Source organism: Actinomadura sp. ATCC 39365 (genome assembly GCF_054392275.1).
In genome coordinates, this window is the sequence record NZ_CP184335.1 from 10,156,626 (window position 1) to 10,178,676 (window position 22,051).

22 protein-coding genes and 1 pseudogene are annotated in these 22,051 nt (G+C 68.5%); 3 read left to right on the plus strand and 20 right to left on the minus strand.

Annotated features, from left to right (window positions below):
- Positions 1–44: 44 nt before the first annotated feature.
- The 5 genes from frr to ACNF49_RS48495 all read right to left on the minus strand — a co-directional run bounded on the left by frr (position 45) and on the right by ACNF49_RS48495 (position 5,193).
- The gene (frr, locus tag ACNF49_RS48475) at positions 45–602 is read right to left on the minus strand and encodes a ribosome recycling factor (protein ID WP_352350337.1); all 558 of its coding nucleotides are present in this window, start codon (positions 600–602) and stop codon (positions 45–47) included.
- A 43-nt stretch (positions 603–645) separates the two neighbouring features.
- Entirely contained in the window at positions 646–1,344 is a 699-nt protein-coding gene (pyrH, locus tag ACNF49_RS48480) for a UMP kinase (RefSeq protein WP_221762026.1), read from the minus strand.
- 145 nt (positions 1,345–1,489) lie between these two features.
- Positions 1,490–2,323 (minus strand): translation elongation factor Ts, encoded by an 834-nt coding sequence (gene tsf / locus ACNF49_RS48485; RefSeq protein WP_357984188.1) that lies wholly within the window; start codon positions 2,321–2,323, stop codon positions 1,490–1,492.
- A 1,074-nt stretch (positions 2,324–3,397) separates the two neighbouring features.
- Entirely contained in the window at positions 3,398–4,336 is a 939-nt protein-coding gene (gene rpsB / locus ACNF49_RS48490) for a 30S ribosomal protein S2 (RefSeq protein ID WP_357984186.1), read from the minus strand.
- A gap of 242 nt (positions 4,337–4,578) precedes the next feature.
- Entirely contained in the window at positions 4,579–5,193 is a 615-nt protein-coding gene (locus ACNF49_RS48495; protein ID WP_357984183.1) for an ArsR/SmtB family transcription factor, read from the minus strand.
- Positions 5,194–5,364: 171 nt separating this feature from the next.
- On the opposite strand from ACNF49_RS48495, the gene ACNF49_RS48500 reads away from it, so the two are divergent.
- Both ACNF49_RS48500 and ACNF49_RS48505 read left to right on the plus strand, forming a co-directional pair.
- On the plus strand, positions 5,365–6,687 hold the full coding sequence (locus ACNF49_RS48500) for an MFS transporter (protein WP_357984180.1): 1,323 nt from the start codon (positions 5,365–5,367) through the stop codon (positions 6,685–6,687).
- A gap of 258 nt (positions 6,688–6,945) precedes the next feature.
- Complete coding sequence (locus ACNF49_RS48505) at positions 6,946–7,086, plus strand: hypothetical protein (protein WP_482941935.1); 141 nt, start codon at positions 6,946–6,948, stop codon at positions 7,084–7,086.
- Here ACNF49_RS48505 and ACNF49_RS48510 read toward each other — a convergent pair.
- Positions 7,083–8,321 carry a GNAT family N-acetyltransferase gene (locus tag ACNF49_RS48510; protein ID WP_482941936.1) on the minus strand — a complete coding sequence of 413 codons (1,239 nt, stop codon included), beginning with the start codon at positions 8,319–8,321 and terminating at the stop codon, positions 7,083–7,085. The genes ACNF49_RS48505 and ACNF49_RS48510 overlap by 4 nt on opposite strands.
- A gap of 260 nt (positions 8,322–8,581) precedes the next feature.
- On the opposite strand from ACNF49_RS48510, the gene ACNF49_RS48515 reads away from it, so the two are divergent.
- Positions 8,582–9,910, plus strand: a complete 1,329-nt coding sequence (locus ACNF49_RS48515) for a M23 family metallopeptidase (protein WP_482941937.1) — start codon at positions 8,582–8,584, stop codon at positions 9,908–9,910.
- 1,015 nt (positions 9,911–10,925) lie between these two features.
- Here the strand turns inward: ACNF49_RS48515 and ACNF49_RS48520 are convergent.
- The 14 genes and pseudogenes from ACNF49_RS48520 to rpsP all read right to left on the minus strand — a co-directional run bounded on the left by ACNF49_RS48520 (position 10,926) and on the right by rpsP (position 21,849).
- Positions 10,926–11,381 carry a tyrosine-type recombinase/integrase gene (locus tag ACNF49_RS48520; protein ID WP_482941938.1) on the minus strand — a complete coding sequence of 152 codons (456 nt, stop codon included), beginning with the start codon at positions 11,379–11,381 and terminating at the stop codon, positions 10,926–10,928.
- Between the two features lie 230 nt (positions 11,382–11,611).
- Positions 11,612–11,968: pseudogene (locus ACNF49_RS48525) on the minus strand (site-specific integrase); the annotation flags it as partial.
- A gap of 272 nt (positions 11,969–12,240) precedes the next feature.
- Complete coding sequence (gene dprA, locus ACNF49_RS48530) at positions 12,241–13,494, minus strand: DNA-processing protein DprA (RefSeq protein ID WP_482941939.1); 1,254 nt, start codon at positions 13,492–13,494, stop codon at positions 12,241–12,243.
- 91 nt (positions 13,495–13,585) lie between these two features.
- Positions 13,586–15,127 (minus strand): YifB family Mg chelatase-like AAA ATPase, encoded by a 1,542-nt coding sequence (locus ACNF49_RS48535; protein ID WP_482941940.1) that lies wholly within the window; start codon positions 15,125–15,127, stop codon positions 13,586–13,588.
- Positions 15,128–15,481 carry a YraN family protein gene (locus ACNF49_RS48540; RefSeq protein WP_357984159.1) on the minus strand — a complete coding sequence of 118 codons (354 nt, stop codon included), beginning with the start codon at positions 15,479–15,481 and terminating at the stop codon, positions 15,128–15,130.
- Between the two features lie 1,139 nt (positions 15,482–16,620).
- Positions 16,621–16,944 carry a DUF2469 domain-containing protein gene (locus tag ACNF49_RS48545; RefSeq protein ID WP_026215037.1) on the minus strand — a complete coding sequence of 108 codons (324 nt, stop codon included), beginning with the start codon at positions 16,942–16,944 and terminating at the stop codon, positions 16,621–16,623.
- 39 nt (positions 16,945–16,983) lie between these two features.
- Entirely contained in the window at positions 16,984–17,652 is a 669-nt protein-coding gene (locus tag ACNF49_RS48550) for a ribonuclease HII (RefSeq protein WP_482941941.1), read from the minus strand.
- A 50-nt stretch (positions 17,653–17,702) separates the two neighbouring features.
- The gene (lepB, locus tag ACNF49_RS48555; protein WP_352330985.1) at positions 17,703–18,299 is read right to left on the minus strand and encodes a signal peptidase I; all 597 of its coding nucleotides are present in this window, start codon (positions 18,297–18,299) and stop codon (positions 17,703–17,705) included.
- Positions 18,299–19,156 (minus strand): signal peptidase I, encoded by an 858-nt coding sequence (gene lepB / locus ACNF49_RS48560; protein ID WP_357984150.1) that lies wholly within the window; start codon positions 19,154–19,156, stop codon positions 18,299–18,301. The genes lepB (ACNF49_RS48555) and lepB (ACNF49_RS48560) overlap by 1 nt, the downstream gene beginning before the upstream one ends.
- A 142-nt stretch (positions 19,157–19,298) precedes the next feature.
- Entirely contained in the window at positions 19,299–19,661 is a 363-nt protein-coding gene (gene rplS / locus ACNF49_RS48565; RefSeq protein WP_357707128.1) for a 50S ribosomal protein L19, read from the minus strand.
- Positions 19,662–19,798: 137 nt separating this feature from the next.
- Positions 19,799–20,578: a tRNA (guanosine(37)-N1)-methyltransferase TrmD gene (trmD, locus tag ACNF49_RS48570; RefSeq protein WP_364389021.1), complete on the minus strand. Its 780-nt coding sequence runs from the start codon at positions 20,576–20,578 to the stop codon at positions 19,799–19,801.
- Positions 20,578–21,078: a ribosome maturation factor RimM gene (gene rimM, locus ACNF49_RS48575; RefSeq protein WP_357984144.1), complete on the minus strand. Its 501-nt coding sequence runs from the start codon at positions 21,076–21,078 to the stop codon at positions 20,578–20,580. The genes trmD and rimM overlap by 1 nt, the downstream gene beginning before the upstream one ends.
- A gap of 74 nt (positions 21,079–21,152) precedes the next feature.
- A complete protein-coding gene (locus ACNF49_RS48580; RefSeq protein ID WP_020546537.1) occupies positions 21,153–21,398 on the minus strand; it encodes an RNA-binding protein in 246 nt (81 codons plus the stop codon).
- A 1-nt stretch (position 21,399) separates the two neighbouring features.
- Positions 21,400–21,849: a 30S ribosomal protein S16 gene (gene rpsP, locus ACNF49_RS48585; protein WP_352329496.1), complete on the minus strand. Its 450-nt coding sequence runs from the start codon at positions 21,847–21,849 to the stop codon at positions 21,400–21,402.
- Positions 21,850–22,051: the final 202 nt, after the last annotated feature.

A 22,051-nucleotide genomic window follows, 5' to 3' on the forward strand; every position in this document is an offset into this window, starting at 1 on the left:
AGCCACGGCCCCCGCCTTCCGGCGAGGGCCGCGAGGCGTGCCGCTCAGACTTCGAGCAGCTCGGCTTCCTTGTGCTTGAGCAGCTCGTCGATCTTGGCGACGTGCTTCTGGGTGAGGTCGTCGAGTTCCTTCTCCGCGCGACGGACCTCGTCCTCGCCCGCCTCGCCGTCCTTGATCATCTTGTCGAGGGCCTCCTTGGCCGTACGACGGATGTTCCGGATCGACACCTTGGCGTGCTCGCCCTTGTTCTTGGCGACCTTGATGTACTCCTTGCGGCGCTCCTCGGACAGCTCCGGGAACGTCACGCGGATCACGTCGCCGGTGTTGGTCGGGTTGACGCCGAGGTCGGAGTCGCGGATGGCCTTCTCGATCGCGCCCATCGCGCTCTTGTCGAAGGGCTGAATGATGACCATGCGCGCCTCGGGCAGGTGGAACGAGGCCAACTGCTGCACCGGTGTCGGAGTGCCGTAGTACTCCGCATTGATCTTGTTGAACATCGCGGGGGTGACCCGGCCGGTCCGGATGGTCGCGAAGTCTTCCTTCGCGACCGAGACGGCCTTGTCCATCTTTTCCTCGGCTTCGAGGAGGGTTTCGTCGATCACAGCGGCTCCCTGTCTACTAGCTGGCGGTGTCGGGCTAGCTCCCTCATTTGCCTGCGGGACTCACCAGCGTGCCGATTTTCTCACCGCGTACCGCTCGCAGGATGTTGCCCTCGCCCATCAGGTCGAAGACCACGATCGGCAGATCGTTGTCCTTGCACAGGCTGATCGCGGTCGCGTCCATGACCGCGAGGTCGCGCAGCAGCACCTCGCCGTAGTCAAGATGGTCGAACCGGACCGCGTCGGGGTTCTTGCGCGGGTCGGAGTCGTAGATCCCGTCGACCTGCGTACCCTTGAGCAGCGCCTCGGCGCCGATCTCCAGGGCCCGCTGCGACGCCGCGGTGTCGGTGGAGAAGTACGGCGAGCCGAGACCCGCCCCGAAGATGACCACGCGGCCCTTCTCCAGGTGCCTGATCGCGCGGCGCGGCAGGAAGGGCTCGGCGACCTGCTGCATGGTGATGGCGGTCTGGACGCGGGTCTCGACGCCCCGCCTCTCCAGGAAGTCCTGGAGCGCCAGACAGTTGATCACCGTGCCGAGCATGCCCATGTAGTCGGCCCTGGCACGGTCGATGCCGCCCTGGGACAGAGTGGCGCCGCGGAACATGTTCCCCCCGCCGACCACGACCGCGACCTGCACGCCCTCGCGCACGGCCTCGGTGATCGAGTCGGCCAGGTGGTCGACGACGCCCGGGTCGATGCCCAGTGGGTCGTCTCCGGCGAACGCCTCGCCTGACAGCTTCAACATCACCCGCTTCCACCTCAGTGGACCCTGCGGGCTGGGTGATGAGGAAGCCGCCGTCCGTGTGGATTCGTGGGCTGACTCCCGGTGGTCCTGCACGGCGGCGGCCTCCTTCATTGGGTGGAACTCTGGGCAGGCAGTTCGCTCAAGCCTAAGCCTGGCCGACCTTGAATCGGACGAAGGCGAGCACCTCGACGCCGTTCTCCTCGGCGTACTTGCCCACGCTCTTCTTGTTGTCCTTCACGAAGGCCTGCTGGACCAGGGTGAAGTCCTTGTACCAGCCGTTGACGCGACCCTCGACGATCTTGCCGATGGCGGCCTCGGGCTTGCCCTCCTCGCGGGTCATCTCCTCGAAGAGCTTGCGCTCCTTCTCGACGACCTCGGCGGGGACGGACTCGGCCTTGAGGTACTGCGGGGCCATCGCCGCGGCGTGCTGGGCGATGTCCTTGGCGACCTCGGCGTTCGGCTTGTCGAGCTGCACGAGCACACCGACCGCCGGCGGCAGCGCCGGGTCCGTCTTGTGCATGTACGCACCGATGTAGCCGCCCTCGAGCACGGCGAAGCGGCGGATCTCGATCTTCTCACCGAGCGCGGCGTTGGCCTCGTCCAGGTGCTCCTTGACGGTCTTGCCGCCGAAGGAGGAGTCGAGCAGCGTCGCCACGTCGGCGGGCTTGCTCGCCAGGATGTGCGCGACCACACCGGCGGCCAGCTCCTGGAAGCGCTCGCCCTTGGCCACGAAGTCGGTCTCGCAGTTGAGCTCGAGAAGAGCGGCGGAGGAGTCGCTGTCCTGCTGGAGCGCGACGAGGCCGTTGGAGGCCGTACGGGCCTCGCGCTTGCCCACGTCCTTGGCGCCCTTGAGGCGCAGGAGCTCGATGGCGCGGTCGAAGTCGCCGTCGGACTCCTCGAGCGCCTTCTTGCAGTCCATCATGCCGGCAGCGGTGATCTCGCGAAGCCGCTTGACGTCGGCCATGTTCACGGAAGCCATTGCTCTTATTCCTTGTGGGATTTCGTCGTCGTCGTGGATCGGAGTGGACGCCCTGGGCGCCCGCCCCTGGTCGGTACGGCAAGCGCGTGCCGTACCGGGGCCTTGTCGTGCGCGGGTCGTGCGCGGGTCGTGCGTTCTGCCTCGGTCTTGCGCGGTCTCAAGCGGTGGTGCCGGGTCGTGTCGGGCTGTGCTCGGACGGTGGTGCCAGGTCGTGCTCGGACAGTCGTGCCCGGGACCGGTTCGAAGGACGCCCTTGCGCCGGGCTCCCTCCCGACCAGCCGGACTCCCGTCCGACCGACCCGGCCCTCACCCAACCGGCTGAACTCCGACCCGCCGAACCTCCGCCCGACCGGCCCGGACTTCCACCCGACCGGGTTGAACTTCCGTCCCACCCGCCAGACTTCCATCCGACCCGTCGAACTCCCGTCCGACCGGCTGGGCTTCTGCCCGGCCCTTGGCTTTCGCCTGACTGGCCCGGCTTTCACCTGGCCCGTCCGGCTTCCACCGTGACCTTCGCTCGTACCTGGGCTTGGTCTGGGCTCGGGCTTCGTCCGGCCTGGGCGCAGACTCCGCTCGGGCCCGAGCTTGCGCCCAGGTCTCCGCTCAGCAGGACGGGCTCCGCCGGTGGAGCTCCGCTCCGCCTCGCTCGGCATACTGCCCAGCCAGGCTCGGCTTATCGCTCCGGCCCGATGGTCATCCACCTCGGCTCACCGCCTCGGTTTCCGATGCCCCGGCCTCGGCTTACCGCCTTGGCCCGACTGCCGACCTGCCTTGGCTTACCACCTTGGCCCGATGGTCACCCTGCCTTGGCTTATCGCCTCCGCGGGGTGCCGTCCTGCCCGGCTTGCCGTCCCGGCTCGGCCGTTTGCCCAGTCGAGACGCGTACCTTGCCCTATCAAGCCTCAGCCCGCGCAGGACCTCGGCCTTTCACAACCTCGGCCCGCGCAGGACCTGGTTTCCGCTCACCCTCGATCGGCCAGATGCCCGCCCCGCACCGCGGTCGATGACGACCTGCGGCGCGGAGCCGGCGCCTGCACCGTGCCCGGCCTCACGCCCGGGCCCGGCGGCCGTGTCTCAGGCCTGCGGCTCGGACTCGGGGGTCGCGTCGGCAGCCGGAGCGGCCTCGGCGGCGGGCGCCTCCTCGGCCGGAGCCTCGGCAGCGGGGGCCTCCTCAGCCGGAGCCTCGGCAGCAGGGGCCTCCTCGGCGGCGGCCTCGGGAGCGGCCTCGGCGGCCTGGCCCTGGCCCTGCTCGATGAGCTCGCGCTCCCACTCGGCCAGCGGCTCGGCGGCGGCCGGCTTCTCGTCACCGCGGGCGGCGCCGGAGCGAGCCATCAGACCGGCGGCGACACCGTCGGCGACGACCCTGGTGAGCAGGCCGACGGCGCGGATGGCGTCGTCGTTGCCCGGGATCGGGTAGTCGACCTCGTCGGGGTCGCAGTTGGTGTCGAGGATCGCGACGACCGGGATGCCAAGCTTCTTGGCCTCGCTGATCGCGATGTGCTCCTTCTTCGTGTCCACGACCCACACCGCGCTGGGCACGCGGCCCATGTCACGGATGCCGCCGAGCGTGCGCTCGAGCTTGTCCTTCTCGCGACGGCGCATGAGGAGCTCCTTCTTGGTGAGCCCCGAGCCGGCGACGTTGTCGAAGTCGAGCTCCTCGAGCTCCTTCAGACGCTGAAGCCTCTTGTGCACGGTGGAGAAGTTGGTGAGCATGCCGCCCAGCCAGCGCTGGTTCACGTACGGCATGCCGACCCGCGCGGCCTGCTCGGAGATGGCCTCCTGAGCCTGCTTCTTGGTGCCGATGAACAGGATCGTGCCGCCGTGGGCGACGGTCTCCTTGACGAAGTCGTAGGCACGGTCGATGTACGACAGCGACTTCTGCAGGTCGATGATGTAGATGCCGTTGCGCTCGGTGAAGATGAAGCGCTTCATCTTCGGGTTCCACCGACGGGTCTGGTGGCCGAAGTGAACGCCGCTCTCGAGCAGCTGTCGCATGGTGACGACGGGGGCCATGTGATGGTCCTCCAGGTCTGGGCGCCCTGCGGATGGGCGCAGTTCTCGGTTGTGCCGCGGCAGCGCGTTGTCTACCGCCCTGATGCCCCAAAACCGCTCCAGCCGGGCCGAAGCCCGGACCGAGGGTGCGGTCCGCAACGGGGCATGCGAAGTCGGCCTGTTGCCACAGGCCATCGAAAAGTCTACCTCCCACACCGCCCCAGGCTGACCGTCGGAGGTCAAACCGACATACCGGGTACGGCTCACCCCACATCGTGGTCCTCCGTGGGCAACCCGGGCGACGTCCTGGGTGCGATCGGGAAGAGGTTGATCTGCGCCTCCGCGATCCTGGCCCCGCTCGGCGCGTCCTCCTGGCTGCGCTGGTGAGCGATGTACGGCTCCAGAAGCTTCTCGATCTCCGCGCTCAGCCGTCCCAGTTCGCTCGCGTCGACCCTGATCCGGGTACGGCTGAAGCGCGTCGCGTCGCGCCATTCGTCCGTGTCGTGCTCGATCCCGGCCAGGGCCCGGTCGGCCTCGTCGCCGGCCTCCTTGCGGAACGCCTTGATCAACAGGGTCTTGGCGTCACGGACCTCCGGCTGGTCGTCCGGAAGCACTCCCACGCTGAACGGCTTGTGCGTCGATCTCCACAGCCGTTCGCGTCCGTCCCCTCTGGGCGGGGCGTCCTCGACGAACCCGTACTTGGCCAGCATGCGCAGGTGATAGCTGGCTGCGCTGGGCGTGATCCCCGCGATCTCCGCCACCTCGGTGGCGGTCGCACTGTCCTCCACGCCGAGCCGGTTGAGGATCAACAGCCTCGCCGGGTGAGCCAGCGCCCGCATCATCTTGGGATCGCTGAGCCCCTCCATGTCCTGCGTCATGTGCCAAAGGTACCCGGCGGGAGATATGAAGCATTCCCTTTACAACTCTGAAGGGATCCCTTCATACTTATGAAGTCTTCCTTTCACATCTCCCGCCCTCACCCACGCTCCTCCCAACCGGCACCTCTTCAAGCCCCACCCGGCCCGAACTCGCCACCGGAGACCCCCAGCATGGACACGACGCCCCCACTCCCCCTTCGCAAACAGCGCGACTACCGCCTGTTGTGGAGCGCCCGCACGATCTCGATCACCGGCTCGGAGGTCTCCAAGCTGGCCGTCCCCCTGACCGCCATCACACTGCTGACCGCCTCACCCACCGAGATGGGGCTGCTGACCGCCGCCGCCCCGCTGCCCGCCCTGCTGTTCGGCCTCCAGTCGGGCGCCATCGCCGACCGCCTCGCCCGGCACCGCCCGCTGATGATCGCCTGCGAACTCGTCTCCTGCGCCGCCGCCGCGACCGTCCCGCTGGCCTGGCTGCTCGGTGTCCTCACCGTGCCCTGGCTGGTCATCGTGGCCCTGGTCATCGGTACGGCCGGCGTCATCTTCAAATCCGCCAACTTCCCCTACATAGCCGCGGTCGTGGACCCGTCGCAGCGCACCGAGGCCATGGCCGGCTTCCAGGCCTCGTACTCGGTGGCCTCCGTGAGCGGCCCCGGCCTGGCCGGCATCCTGGTCCAGACACTCACCGCGCCGTTCGCCGTACTGGCTGAGGCGCTGTCCTTCCTCGCCTCCGCCCTCCTGCTCCGCTCGATCCGCACCCCGGAGAACAACGAGCCCACCCGCTCGTCCAGCATGTGGCGCGACATCGTCGAGGGCCTGCGAACCAGCCTCACCCACCCCACACTCAGAGCCGTCCTGGGCGCCGGCGTGACGATCAACTTCTTCGCCATGGCGTACATCGCCGTCTACATGCTCTACATGGTCAACACGCTCGACATCCCCAAGGGAATGATCGGCTTCCTCACGGCACTGAGCGGCGTGGGCGGCCTTCTGGGCGCCTGGCTCACCTCCCGCCTGTCCAAGCGCTACGGCGAGAACCGCATCCTGCTCGTCGCGGTCCTGTTCTTCCCGCTGGACATCCTCGCCGTCGGCCTCCTGACCGGCCCCCTCTGGGTGAAGCTCACGGTCCTCGGCCTGACGGGCGTCCTGACCGGCGTCATCGTGGTCGCCTTCTCCACCTGCATGGGCGTGATCACCCTCCGCGACACCCCCACCGCCCTCCGCGGCCGCGTGAACGCCACCATGACCTTCGCCGTACAGGGCGTCCTGGCCGTCGGCGGCCTGACCGGCGGCGTACTGGCCGAGTTCATGGGCCTTCGCCCGGTCATCCTCATCAGCGCGGCGGGCATCGCCCTGAGCAGCCTCTGGATCTGGCTCTCTCCCCTACGCCCCAACCGCCCTCAGGCCACCCACATCCCGCCTCCGCCCCCGCAGAACCCCCTCCCCCAGGCACTGACCCACCTGATCGAATCCAAGCGCCACTCAGTCATCTAGCCACCTCACCCCACACTCCCCCCATACGGACCACAGACGTCCCGCTTCCGCCGCCCCCACGCCGCCCACCAGCACGTACGCCCACAGCGTCTGCACCGGCTACGGCATGCAGCTAGACCCCCTCACGGCCTACGACTCCCCCGGCCTCTCGTGGACGCCTCCACCTCGGCGTCGGCGGGTCACCGTCACCGGGGCGGCCCGTCCCCCGGCCAGACAAAGATCGACCTATCCTGCTTCGTCAACGTTCTGAAGCCACCCGTGAGCACCCATCGCTGGAAGCGGCCGTTGACGGTCGACCAGGAGCCGCAGCACTCGGCCATATCGCGGCAGATCACGCCGTTCAGCTGCCTGCACGGTCAGACGACCGAGCTCCGTGACCTGAAGCTGGAACAGGCCTAATACGGCAGGTAGTAGCTGAGCAGATCCGCGGTGAGCGGCGGGAAGAGCGCCTGGAACAGCTCTTCCTCCCCGGTGTAGACGTCGGGCCGGATCCGGGTCAGCCCCTCTATCCCGTGCGGGCCGAACAACAAGGCTGGCAGGTGGTCGGGTGCCACTCCGATGCCCTTCACGGATCCGGGTCTCTGCATCGGGCCGCCGGTGACGACCTCGCCGAGGCCATCGGCGCCGACGGGGATCCGGTAATGGGCGCCGAAGGTGGAGATGACGATGTCATCGCCGGTGTGGTCCGTCCCCTCTGCGGTGAGGCGCTGCCAGAGCAGCGGCCGCAGGCGGTCGAGCAGCACCGCGACGTCCGGAATGCGCACGTAGTACTGCTCCGCCCGCTTCCGCGGTTCGTGTTCGAGGTACTCCTGCCAGGCGGCGGCAGTCACGGATCCGGCCCGATGGACGACCTTCAGCTCGCTCCCGGGGAACTGAGCGACGACGGCACGCAGCAGGTCGCGGGCCGCGGTCTCGTTGGCGGCGGCGGCCTCGGCCAGCAGCACTTCGTCGTCGTCGGGGGGCGTGGTGCGTCCGGTGGCGACGACGGTGCCGGCGTGCTCCAGGACCCAGGAGGTGCTCGCCTGGTGGTCCAGCAGCCATCGCCAGCATGCGGCCGAGTGCGGCATGGCCACGTCGAACCTGTCCTGAGCCATGTCCTGCAGAGCTGCCATGGCGGGGATGTCGGCGGGCCGGGCGGCGCGGAGTGCGGGTGTGCCCTCACCGGCCGGCGACGTGTGCACGGTCAGCGCCGACGGTATGTCGATGGCGTACTCGTAGCCGAACAGCCGGTAGAAGTACGGGATCCCGATCATCACCTGAACGACGTGACCGCGGGCGGCGGAGCGCTCGTGCGCCCATCGCATGAGCGCTCGTACGAGTCCGCGTCCTTCGTACTCGCGGTCGGTGGCGACCAGTTCGACCTGGCCGGCGGGTAGGCGGATGCCGCCGATGCGCACTTCCTCGTCAAGGAGCGTCGCGGTGGACACGACCCGGTCTCCGTCCACGACCACGGCACAGGCGGGCCAGCCGGCGTCGGCGTCTGAGACGACCAGCCGGTGGTCGAGGGCGTCGGCCGAGTCGCCACGTTCGGTGAGAAGCTCGCTGATCTGATCGAGGTCCGGAGGCCGTGCCCGCCGCAGGACGAGGCCGTCGGCCAGCGGGACGGGTGCAAGGGAAGCTGCGGTCGGGCTCACGGTGGGACTCTTGCATCGCCCGGATGACCTCGTCCATCGGATTTCCACCGGGCGGCGCAGCCCGGCACAAGGCTGGTTGTCCACAGGAGACTCCCCGCCGCTTCCTCTGTCCACAGAATTCCACTCGCCTCGACCTCGGCAGGCCGCTCCCGGCAAGACTCCCCGCCATGCCCCCTCGCCCACGCCTCCCGGTCATGCCTCCTTGTCCACGCCTCCCCGCCATGCCCCCTCGCTCAGCACCACCACCGCCGAGACCCCGCATGCGGAACGTGGCTTGCCGTGCCGTGATCTACCTGGTCGTGCTCGCGACGGCGATCCTGCTCACGGCCATCGCCACCCCGGCTCCGCCGGCGAAGGCCGCCCCACCTGCCTGGCGATGGCCCCTCGACGGCAGCCCCCGCATCCTGCGCCGCTTCGCCCCGCCCTCCGCTCCATGGCTGGCCGGACACCGAGGCGTAGACCTGGCCGCCCCCGCCGACACCCCTGTCCTGGCCGCAGGCTCTGGCACCGTCCGCTACGCAGGCCCAGTAGGCGGACGAGGAGTCGTCACCATCGACCACCCAGGCGGCCTCCGAACGACGTACCTGCCGATCAGCGCATCAGTGAAGCGGGGTGAGCCGATCACGATGGGCAGCCGTCTGGGTGTCGTACAAGCCGCACAGGGCCACTGCCAGGAGTCATGCCTGCACTGGGGCCTGATCCAAAGCGCCCGCTACCTGGACCCTCTCCTTCTCCTCGGCCACGCCCCCATCCGCCTCCTCCCCATCTGGCCTAAATCCGCCACGCCCCCGATCACCCCGCCCCTGCTGCCTCCGGCCCCCAACACACTCTCCGAAGCCCCCCTTGCCTACCCCTTCGAGCCTTCCGCAGCGCCTCTCGCTGTCCGCATCGCCCCCTCCGAAGCACCCCTTGACGTCTCCTTCGCCCCCACGCAGGCCCTTGCACGCAGCACATCAACCCCACCCACCCTTCCCCTGCTCACCAGCCTGTCCGCCGCCTTCTACCGCCCGAACCCGTCCCTACTTCCGCTCCCGACCCCGGCTGTTCCGCTGGCGCGGAACCTGCTCTCCAGCGCCCCCGTGCCTCCTCCGCCCCCGCTTCTCGTCCCCCTACCCCCGCCCCTGCTCACAGTTCTCGCGCACCATGACTCATCCTCGGCCCCTCGGAACGCGCTCCCATCCCCCTACTCCACCGTCCTGCAGGCACTTGCCCTCACCTCAGAGCCACCCATCGAGCCCCCGTTCGTCACCCCTGAAGTCACCCCCTCGCGCCCGGAGATGCGTTCCAGCGACCTTCCCCTCCGCAACGAATCAGCCAGAACTCCCGAGCAGCGACATGACCCGACTCGCGGCCCCGCCAGGCGCCTCCCAGCCGTCCTCCGACTCCTGACACGTGGGGCTTCGCTGCCAGCAGCCCCAGCAATCGGACTGGGCACCCTCCTCGGCGCCGCCGTCCTGATCACGGCCCTACGCCGCCGCCGACGCCCCCACAAGAAGCACTACGGCTCAAGAAGCGCCCAACACCGCAAACCCCCAAGATCGGAAGGGGTCCACAGACGCCCCACCCCACCCTCACGACGCTCCTCCTGACCTCCCCGAAGCCGCCCTCAGAAACTCCCTCTGCAAACCCTCAACCGCCGACACCACCAAGTTGCGGCCTACATACAGCGCATAGAGCGCCAGCGCCATGAGTGTCGTGGTTGCCTGTAGCGGCATACTGCAACTGCGCCATGTGAATGGCGACTACGCATCTCTCGGCCACCGTAAGTCAACACAGCCGCCGCATGGCCACCGCTCCCATGTATGCGAAACGCTTCTCTCCGCCGCAAGAGGAAGCTCGTTCAGCAGGGGGGCCGCACCCCGACGGGACTGGACCCGCGCCGGAGCCCACGCCCGCCGGCGAGGCGGGAGACTCACCCCTGCGGGGACTGACCCTGGCGGGGGGCTGAACCTGCGCCGGAGCCCACGTCTGCTGGCGGGGCGGGTGACTCACCCAGGCGAGGGCTGGCCCTGGCGGGAGACCATGCCCTCGAATACGCCCTCCAACGCCGGAGTGGCTTCGTTCCTCTACCGTCCGCGACGCTGTCGTGCGCGACCCTTCGTTCTCCACTTCTCCGCGGAGGGGGCCGGATACGGACGCATCGTGCTTTGGGATGACGGCGGGTGATCTGGAATGTCCGGCGAAGCGGCGCCAGTCAGGAGCAGCAGGTCCTCAACCAAGGCGCTGCACGTCACCCACGCCTCCCACACCTGCCGCGCGCTCCCGTCCGGCAGGACAACCGTCGGTTAGGTGGTCGCCGCCAATCTCTCGCTCCGCACCGTGTGATCCATCACGACCTCCGCGGCAGGAGCATGCTTTTCACGTCATTGCCTCTCGCGCCTTCACACGCCTCACGCATCAACGCCACTGCCGTGTCGACACACCGTCGGGTTCTCAGGCCGGCGTGGCTTCAGGTCATGGGTCGTTGGCATCGGTGGGAGGCGGGCTCGGCCGGGCCCTCTGCCTTCGTAGGCGCTTGCTGCGACGTCTTGTGGCCCTTGCCGCTCAGCCTCAGCGGGCAGCGAGGGGTTGTCATGGGAGACAACGACGTTCTGGTGTCTGTGGTCAGGCGCGGGGGTGGGCTTGGCGGTAGGCGGTGCGGAGGCGGTCGATCGAGACGTGGGTGTAGATCTGGGTTGTGTTGAGGGAGGCGTGACCGAGTAGTTCCTGGACGCTTCGCAGGTCTGCTCCCCCTTCGAGCAGGTGAGTTGCCGCGGTGTGCCGCAGTCCGTGCGGACCCATGTCCGGGGCGCCCTCGGTCTGGGCCAGTCGCGCGTGCACCACCCGTCGTACGGTGCCGGCGTCGATCCGGCCGCCACGGACTCCGAGGAAGAGAGCCGGTCCGGAGCGTTCCCGAACCCAGATGGGACGCCCGTTGATGCACCATCGGTCCAGAGCTCGAAGCGCTGGTAGCCCGAACGGCACGGAACGCTCCTTTCGTCCCTTACCCAGGACCCTGATGACATGCCGGTCCCGGTCCACGTCATCGACGTCGAGCGCGCAGAGCTCACCCACGCGCACACCCGTGGCGTACAGGAGCTCCAGGAGAGCCTGGTCTCGCAAGTCCTTGGGGTCGCCGGTGGAGGGGGCGCGTTCAGGACGGTCTGCGCCTGCTCCTGGTCGAGCACGGCAGGCAAGGGACGGGGTGCCTTTGCGCTGCCCAGCAACAGGCCGGGGTCGGCGGCCAGCCAACCCCGGCGGTGGCAGTACGCGGTGAAGGTACGGACACAGGCCGTCCTGCGGGCCAGCGTGGCTCTTGCCTTGCCTGCACTGTGCTGGTCGGCCAGCCAACCTCGCAACTCGCTGATGTCCAGGCCGTCAAGCCGTCCACGGAGGTGGTCGAGGAGGGCGGTGATGTCGGAGAGATAGGCACGCACTGTATGTGGGGAAAGGTCTCGCTCGAACCGCAGATACCTCTCGAACTCGGCAAGCACTTCGTCGGCAGTCAAGTCACGGTTCAGATCGGGGATCAGGTCGGGGGTCAGGTCACGACTCAGGTCGGCGTTCATGTCGGGGTTCAGGTCGTGATTCGGGTCGTGATTCGGGTCGCGGTTCAGGCTGTCGTTCAGGTCGTTGTTCAAGGCTTCACCCACTGTCCGCGCGAACATCTGCCACTTGTGTCACTGCTGTGTCGCCCCGTGCCTCGGAGTCGCCATGGGAGCGGTGTGCGCTCAACCGTCCGAGCATCCGTCCGAGCGGCCGGGCAAGGCACGGCGGGGACGCCGGCTGCGGCTTGGTTGCGCGTCGTGCTGGCCATATGTCAGTCATTTCGATCGACCTCATGCCCCCTTCCCCCACCATCTCACCCCATGAACTCGCCACCTGGGTCAGGGTGGCTGTCACATCGGCGGGGTGCATGCCGCTACGTCGGAAGAGTCGGTCAGGTAGGGGTGGCGAGTTCTTCGGGGTGGGGTGGAGGCGGGGTGTCGTCTTCGGCAGGTGGCGGAGGGTCTGTGACTGGGGCTTCGTTGGGCGAGGGTGGGGTCAGGGCCATGGCTTCGGGGGCTTTCGGGTAGCTGGATGTGGTTTTGCGGAGGCGCCAACCGCCGCCCGCTCGTTCTATGTATCCGGCTGCGGCCAAACCGCCCAGGGCGCTCAGTGTGATGTCCATGCTGACGCCTGCGGAGACCGCTATCGATGCCGGACCGGCGCCGCCGCGGGTGGGGATGGCGTCCAGGACTCTCTTGGTGGATTCGCTGAGACCGTCGCGGGGGACGATGGGCGGTCGGGTCTGTGGGGCCAGGTCGTCGCCCATGACGCCGACGAGTTCGATCATCTCCTCCGGAGTGGTGACACAGACCGCCTTGCGTTCGCGCAGGAGTTTGTGGCAGCCGGCCGACAACGCGGACGTCGTAGGCCCGGGCACGGCACCCAGGTGCCGGTTGAGAGTGAGCGCGTGGCCGGCGGTGTTCAGGGCACCGCTGCGGAGGGCTGCCTCCACGACGGCCGTGCCTCTGGTCAGGGCGGCGATGAGGCGGTTCCTGATCAGGAAGCGGGCGCGGGTGGGATGGACGCCGGGCGGGCATTCGCTCATCACGACGCCCTGCTCGCGGGCCTGGGCGAAGAGAGTCTGGTGGCCGCTCGGGTAGCAGATGTCCACTCCGCAGGCGAGCACGACCACCGTGGGCGAGTCGGCCAGCAGGGCGCCCTTGTGGGCCACACCGTCCACGCCGTAGGCGCCGCCGGAGACGACGGACCAGCCCGCTTCGCTGAGGCCGATGCCGAAGTTGGCCGCGATGTGCAGGCCGTACTGGGTGGCGGCTCGGGCGCCTACGACTGCCACGGACTGCAGACAGGCGAAACGGAGATCGGCCGTGCCGTGCAACCAGAGGCCGAGGGGGCGGCTCGGGCCAAGATCGTCCAGTTGCGTGGGCCATTCGGGGTCACCGGGGACGATCAGCCTGGCTCCGTGCTTCTCGCCGGCCTCCAGATCGGCGGCGGGTTTCGACGCCGCCAGCCGGAGGAACCAGGCGTTCAGCCGCCCCGACAGGTCACATGGACGTTCCTGCCGGGACTCCTGGGCGGTGAAGGCCGGTGGCAGTGCCCGCTCGCGGATCGCCTCCACCGCTCCGGACGCACCGAGGTGCGCCACCAGACGGCCCATGGCCGTGTCGCCCACGTCGGCGGCTCGCATGAGGGCCGCACGTGCCTCATGCTCTGGACTAATCACAGGGGCCTCCTGGTGATCTTCATGGGCGGGTTCGTGTGCAAGCAGATGGCCGGGGTCACGGTCGTACTCCGAGCCAGAAGCCGAGGGCTGCGGTGGTCTCGTCTTCTTGCGGGCGGTCTTTGCCTGCGAGGTCGGCGAGGGTCCAGGCGACGCGCAGCGTGCGGTCGAGGCCGCGAGCGGTGAGGGAGCCCGAGTCGAGGCAGGAGGTCATGGGCTTCATCGCCGCATCGGACGGACGGAATTCGGCGTGGAGGACTGAGGAAGGAATCTCGGCGTTCGTCCGCCAAGGGGTGTGGGCCAGGCGTTTCACGGCGCGCTCGCGGGCCAACAGGACACGTTCGGCCACTGTTTCGCTGGATTCGACGAAGTGACGGTCGGCCAGGAGCTCACGCCTGGACGAACGGGCGACCGTGACCTTCATGTCGATGCGGTCGAGGAGGGGGCCGGACAGCCGGCCCAGGTATCGGCGCCTTGTGGTGGGCGAGCAGCGGCAGGTCGCGCCGACCTGGTCGTCGGCCTGGGCGCAGGGGCACGGGTTGGCGGCAAGCACCAGCATGAACCGGGCGGGGAACGTGACCGACGCCGCGGATCTGGACACCGTGACGCGCCCCGACTCCAGCGGTTGCCGCAACGAGTCGAGGACGTGACGAGGGAACTCGGGGGCCTCGTCCATGAACAGCAGGCCCCTGTGCGCGAGGGAGACCGCTCCCGGACGGACGACCGTGCTGCCACCACCGATGATGGCGGCCGCCGTCGCCGTGTGGTGGGGGCTGACGAACGGAGGACGGTTGATCATGGGACTGTCGGGCGGCAGCAACCCCGCGACGGAGTGGATGGCCGTGACCTCCAGGGCGTGGTCGAGCTCCAGGTCCGGCAGGAGGGTGGGAAGGCGTTCGGCCAGCAGGGTCTTGCCGGTGCCGGGCGGGCCCACCATCCACAGGTTGTGGCCGCCCGCGGCGCAGACTTCCAACGCTCGGCGGGCCACGGGCTGGCCGACGACGTCCGCCAGGTCGACGGCGGGCTGGGACACGGGTGTGGGCGTGTCGACGCGGGCATCGACCTCGGGTTCGGGTGGCTTGTCGCCTTTGCGGAGCCACTCGACCAGCTGGCGCAGGTGAGCCACCGGGACCACGTTCACGTCGGGGACCAGGCCGGCTTCCCCCGCATTCTCCGACGGGACGATGATCGTGGCGTCTTCGTGCGCGGCCGCGGCACCGAGGATGGACGGGAGCACTCCGCGTACGGGCCTGATGCGGCCGTCGAGGCCGAGCTCGCCCAGGAAGAAGGGCTCCGCGATGCGTTCCGCCGGGACGACTCCGGCGGCTCCCAGGATTGCCATGGCGATGGCCAGGTCGAACTGGGATCCGCGCTTGGGGAGGCTGGCGGGGAAGAGGCTGACGGTGATGCGGGCGTCCGGCCATGGGTAGCTGCTGTTGACCACGGCGGATCGCACCCGGTCGCGGGCCTCGCTGAGCGCCGTGTCGGGCAGGCCGATGAGGTGGATGCCGGCCAGGCCGTTGCCCACATCGGCCTCAACCTCGACGCTGCGGCCGCTCACGCCGACCAGCGCGACGCTCCGGGTCCGGGCCACGGCCATCTAGATCGCCCCCCGTATGTGGCGCAGGGCGAAGTTGCCCGCGAAGCGCTCAAGGGCGATCACGTCTATGCGCACGGCTTCGAAGGACCGGGACTGCGCCGACAGCCATTTGGCGGCCAGCATGCGGAGCCGCGCCAGTTTGGTGTGGTTCACCGATTCCAAGGCTGTGCCGTGGGATCTGCTCGATCTGGTCTTGACCTCGACGACCACCAGGACCTGACCGTCCATGGCGATGATGTCGATCTCGCCGCGACGGCAGCGCCAGTTGCGTTCGAGGATCGTCATCCCCTTGGCTTCGAGGTAGATCGCGGCCAGGTGCTCGCCTTCTTTGCCGAGCTCGTCTTTCGGGGCCATGGGTGGCGTCCCTTCGTCCGTCGTCGGTGCGGTGTTCGGTCACCGACCTTGGCGGATGGCGGGGAGATCAGAAGGAGGCGAACGGGATTCTGGGGATAGCCGGGAGAGGTGGCTGGCGGCTTGTGGATAACTCCTCGCAACGGGGGCCCGTTGCCGGTCATCGAGGGCCACACCCGCGACACCCGTGCTCCCATGCCGGGGAAATGGGACGAGGCGTTGTGTGGTCAGGCGCAATGTGCGGCGTGACGGTCCTGCGGGGACGGGTCGCCGCGGCGCGAGAGAGCCGACCGCTCGCACAGCGCAGGAGGCGGTGTCGCACCACGGGCCTTACGGAGCCCTGCGACCCACTGGCGCCCCCTGCCCCCTACGGACCTCCGCGGCCCCCTGAAGCGATGCAGACGGCTGACAGCGACGGCATTGGCAGGCCGCGTAACGCACCGCACGAAGCGGCACGTGGCAGAAGGCGGCACGTGCCGGGCAGCACGTCGCAGGGAGGCAGCACGTGGCGGGCAGCACGTGGAAGGGATGCGGCGCGTGGCATGGCGCACCGGGCGGGTCGCACGTACCGGGGCGCACCCGGCGGGTCGCACGTGCCAGGTCACAGGTGCCGGGTCGCAGGTGCCGGGAGGGGGCAGACGCCTGCGCTGTGGGCCAGTTGACGCCCATCTTGAGCTGGCCGCCAACGATCATCTCGGGCCAGGCGCAGCTACCCTGAGCCGGCTACCGCGTCCCGCATGCGAGACGACCCGCGCCTTGCGTTCGACGACGACTCACCGCAGGCCGGATGACACCTCAGCGTGCGCTGATGGCGCCCAACCTATGCCGACAGTGCCCAGCAGGCAGCAGCGATGCCCAGCGTGCAGCAGGCGGTGCTCAGCATGTGCAGGTGGGCAGTGCTTAGGTGCGCAGGTACGCGCATTGTGCAGGGCATCGGGCCGATGAGGTCAGGGTTGGTCAACCGGCAACAGCGCTTCCTGGGACCTTGAGCCCACTCGAAACAACGAGTACCCCGGCGTCGGCGTCACGCGCAACACCAGAACCCTGGAACTCCAGGTGCGAGCACAAGCGCAACCGCCGCCGGACGCACCAACCACACCCGCCGCCCATCGGCCCCCCGCCTCGACGGCGCCCTCGCGGCCCTACCCCGAGAACCCTTCCTTGGGCATCTCCAGGTCGGCCTTGGCCAGCTCTTCCACGTTCACATCCTTGAACGTGACCACCCGCACGTTCTTCACGAACCGCGCCGGCCGGTACATGTCCCACACCCAGGCGTCCTGCATCTTCACATCGAAGAAGACGTCGCCGTTCTCCGCCGTACGGACGTCGAGGTCGACCGAGTTGGTCAGGTAGAAACGACGCTCAGTCTCGACGACGTATGTGAACAAACCGACGACATCACGGTATTCGCGGTAAAGCTGCAGCTCCATCTCGGTCTCATACTTTTCGAGATCCTCTGCGCTCATCGCGGTCCTCCTGTCGTACCGGTCCCCCGGTTCGCCTGCTCAGGCAACCCCGGCCCCCATCTCATTTTCACCCATGCCCCTGGCCACCGTGACGAAGGAGTAACGGTGTTCGGGGCACGGGCCATGTCTCTCCAGTGCCAAACGGTGTCCTGGCGTGACATACCCCTTGTGCTCAGCAAAACCGTACTGAGGGAACCTTCGATCCAGCTCGACCATCAGGCGGTCCCTCGTCACCTTGGCCACGATCGACGCGGCCGCCACACAGGCGGCCACCTGATCCCCCTTCCACACCGCCAGGGACGGCGCGGGCATGCCGGGCACCGGGAAGCCGTCCGTGAGGATGTACTCCGGATCACATGGCAACTGCGCCACAGCCCGCCGCATTCCGGAGATGTTGCTCCTGTGCAGCCCCCGGGCGTCGATCTCGGCGGCCGGGATCACCACGACGCCCACATGGGCGGTGGCGATGACGCGGTCGTACAGGCGCTCGCGCACCAGCGGGGACAGCAACTTGGAGTCACCGAGACCGCCGATCTCCCTGCGCAGGACGACGGCCGCGACGACCAGCGGCCCGGCGCAGGCGCCGCGGCCCGCCTCGTCGACCCCGGCGATCGGGGTCAGCCCACGGCGGGCCAGCGCCCGCTCATAGGCGTAGAGTCCGGAATCGCGCCGGACGACGCTCGGTCGAGGGCGGAACGCAACTGTCATGACACTCGAAGCGTACGCCCCATTCGCCGCAAACCGCGACCGAAAGCCCCTTACTTGACCTTGTCGAAAGTCTCGGGCGTGGAGAACAGGTAGCCGCGCGACAGCGGCCAGTAGCGGACGACCGCCTTGCCGATCACGTCGTCGACGGAGATGAAGCCGCCGCCGGGCTCGTCCATGTGGGCGCGCGAGTCCGCCGAGGCGGTGCGGTGGTCGCCCATCAGCCACAGTTTGCCGGCCGGGACGGTGACGCTGAACTTGTCGCCGCCGCCGAAGTCGCCGGGGTAGAGGTAGGACTCCTCGTCGAGCGGCGTGCCGTTGACGCTGATGCGGTGCTTGGAGTCGCAGCAGACCACCTTGTCGCCGCCGACGCCGATGACCCGCTTGATGGTGTCCTCGCCGGTGCGCCAGCCCTTGAAGACCACGATGTCGCCGCGCTCGGGATCGCCCGCCAGCTTGTTGACGAAGACCCGGTCGTTGATGAGCAGGGTGTTCTCCATCGACTCCGACGGGATGTAGAACGACCCGATCACGAACGCCTGGAGCAACAGCGCGATGCCCACGCCGAGCACCAGCAGCAGGACGGTCTCCCGGAAACCGCCCTTTTTCTTCTCTTTGGCCACGCCCTCCGCCTTCTTGGTGACGGCCATCAGCGCTTCCTCCCCAACCGGCGCCGACGAACCAGGACCAAGGGTACGGCCAGCCCGAACCCGGCCACCAGCGGTACGGCGCCTCCGAGTGCCTGGAGCGCGGGCTGCGCGAAGGTGTCGGGTATGGACAGCACGCCCGCCCGGTTGAACGGCCAGACGATCACGAAGGCCCGGCCGATGACCTGACCTTCGGGGATCGAGCCGCCGCCCTGGTCACCGGTGTGCGAGCGGGAGTCGAGCGAGACGGAGCGGTGGTCGCCCATCACCCACAGCCGCCCGGGCGGCACGGTGATGTCGAAGAACCTGTCGGACGGCACGTTGCCCGGATAGAGGTAGCTCTCCTCGTCGATGGCCGTGCCGTTGACCGTGATGCGGCCCTTGGAGTCGCAGCACTTGACGTGGTCGCCGCCCACGCCGATGACCCGCTTGATGTAGTCCTTCTCGCCGGGGACGACGCCGAAGGCCGTGCCGACCCAGCGGAAGAAGGCCGCGATCGGGTTGGACGGCTCCTCGACCTCGAACTCGCCGTCCCAGGAGTCGACGCCGGAGAAGACGACCACGTCGCCGCGCTCGATGTCACGGGTGTGGTAGACGAGCTTGTTGACCAGGACCCTGTCGTTCTTGAGCAGGGTGTTCTCCATGGACTCCGACGGAATGTAGAAGGCCTGGATCACGAACGTCTTGATGATCAGGGCCAGCACGAGGGCCACAACGACAAGAACGGGGAGTTCTTTCCAGAACGACCCCTTCTTCTCCTTATCGCCCTTTGCCGGCTTCTGAGTCTCTTCGGCGACCACGTCCACCTCGTCCTCGACAGGGCGGCGCGAGGCGCCGTACTCCTGGTCTTCGCTTGTCATCGCTGACGAGCCTAGATGATGGAACGGCTCGACAAGCCTCGACCGACGTTACACCCACGCACGAGTCGCTCCACATAAAGGAAATGGCCCCGCAAAGCCGAAAGGCCCGTGCGGTGCACGGGCCTTTCGGAAAAGATTGGGGTTACTTCGCGGGCGTGGCTTCGCGCTTCTCGCGGATGCGGGCGGCCTTGCCGCGCAGGTCGCGCATGTAGTAGAGCTTGGCACGACGCACGTCACCGCGGGTCACGAGCACGATCTTCTCGATGACCGGGCTGTGCACCGGGAAGGTGCGCTCGACGCCGACGCCGTAGCTGACCTTGCGGACCGTGAAGGTCTCGCGGGCGCCGCTGCCCTGCCGGCGCAGCACGAAGCCCTTGAAGACCTGGATACGGGAGCGGTTGCCTTCGACGACTCGTACGTGGACCTCGAGCGTGTCACCGGGGCGGAACGCCGGGACGTCGCTCCGAAGGGTCGCCTTCTCGAGCTCCTGGATCTTCGTGTGCATGAGAGCTGTCCTCAAGTCCTCGCGAGCACGCGGAGGTCCACCCGGCCGAAGCTCGCGGCGGACACGCTTGCTGATTTGATGAACCCGGGACCGTTACCCGGGCATGACGGACCAACCGTGTGATGGTCGGCAGCGATTCAGTTTGCCACATCTTCCGGCCGGACGCGAAACGAAAGCTCGTCCAGCAGCTTCCTGTCGTGCTTGTCGAGCGTCTCGGGATCGAGCGCCGCCGCCAGTTCCGGCCGGTTCCGCACCGTACGCCGGAGCGCCTCGTCCCGTCGCCATCGGGCGACTTTTCCGTGATGTCCGGACAGTAGGACGGCGGGAACCTCGTGCCCGCGCCAGACCGGCGGCTTGGTGTAGACCGGGCCTTCGACCAGGTTCTGCATCGAACCCGGCGCGAAGGAGTCGTCCACGGCCGACTGGGCGTTCCCCAGCACGCCGGGCAGCAGCCTGCCGACGGCCTCGACCATCACCAGCACCGCGACCTCGCCGCCGGCCAGGACGTAGTCGCCGATGCTGACCTCGTCGACCCGCAGCCGGGCGCCGTACTCGGCCATGACCCGCGAGTCGATGCCCTCGTAACGCCCGCAGGCGAACAGCAGCCACGGCTCGGCGGCCAGCTCCTGGGCCATCTCCTGGGTGAACGGCCGCCCGCTCGGCGTCGGCACGATGACCCGCGGCGCGCCGTCGCCGATCACCGAGTCGATGGCCTCGCCCCAGACCTCGGGCTTCATCACCATGCCGGGACCGCCGCCGTACGGCGTGTCGTCGACCGTCCTGTGCACGTCGTGCGCCCAGTCGCGGAGCTGGTGGACGCGTACGTCGAGGGTGCCGCGCTCGCGCGCCTTGCCGATGAGCGAGACGTCGAGCGGAGCGAAGTACTCGGGGAAGATGGAGATGATGTCGAGGCGCATCACAGCAGGCCCTCTGGCGGGTCGACGACCAGGCGCCCGCCCGTCAGATCGACCTCGGGCACCAGGGCCTTCACGAACGGGATGAGCGCGTCGTCCTGCCCGCGCCGGCGTACGACCAGCAGGTCCTGACCGTGGTGCAGCACGTCGGTGACCTCGCCGACGGGCTCGCCCGACACGGTCTCCACCGCCAGCCCGATGAGCTGGTGGTCGTGGAACTCGTCCGGGTCGTCCGACGACTCCACCTCGGCGGAGTCGATGACCAGCATGGTGCCCCGGAGCTCCTCGGCCGCGTCTCGGCCGTGGACCCCCTCGAACGCGATCAGCAGCACGTCCTTGTGCCAGCGACGGCTCTCGACCACGAGCGGCCCCGCGCTCGCCGGGTCGGTCGCGACGGCCATGCCCTCGGCGAAGCGCAGCTCGGGATCGTCGGTGCGCACCTCCACGGTCACCTCGCCGCGTACACCGTGCGGACGGCCTATCCGGCCGACGACCAGCTGCACGTAAACCCACCTTCTCCTAACGCAAGCGCCCCCATCGGACCTTTCAGGACCGATGAGGGCGCGAATTCCTGACGCTAACGGACTGCTTCGTCCAGGTCGAGCAGATCGACCCGTACGTACTTCCCGTCGGCCAGGGCGTTCACAACGGTGCGCAGCGCCTTGGCGGTGCGCCCGCCGCGTCCGATGACCTTGCCCAGGTCCTCGGGGTGCACCCGGACCTCCAGGACGCGCCCGCTGCGAATGCGGCGAGCGCGGACCCGGACATCGTCTGGATGTTCGACGATGCCCTTAACGAGGTGCTCGAGAGCCTCCTCGAGCACGTCAGCCCTCGCCCTCGGTCGGGGTCTCGGCGGCGGGGGCGGCCTCAGCCTCTTCCTTCTTCTTGGCACGCTTGGGCGCCGTGGTGGCGGCCGTGCCGGTGTCGCCACCGGACAGCGCCTCCTTGGCCGCGGCCTCGTAGAGGGCGTGACGGTCGGGCGCGGGCTCGGCGACCAGCAGCGGCGCCGGGGCGGCCTCGCCCTTGAACTTCTGCCAGTCACCGGTGAGCTTGAGCAGCTTGAGCACCGGCTCGGTCGGCTGCGCGCCGACACCCAGCCAGTAGGCCGCACGCTCGGCGTTGACCTCGATGCGCGAAGGGTTTTCCTTCGGGTGGTACAGGCCGATCTCCTCGATCGCCCGGCCGTCACGCTTGGTGCGGCTGTCGGCGACGACGATTCGGTACTGAGCGTTGCGGATCATGCCGAGCCGCTTGAGCTTGATCTTGACTGCCACTGGTGTGGTCTCTCCTGCATTCGAGCGTGGGTGAACGGCACCTCATCGAGTGGGGCACGATGAGACGACGCTCCAGGGACAGGCGTGGCCGGCGGGAGATGAGAGGGCACCCACCTGGTCACGGTGTTCCAACATGTCATTCTGCCAGACCGCGGACAGTGCCTTCGACCTGTCCCGGCAGGCCGCGGCAAAGGCTCGGCAA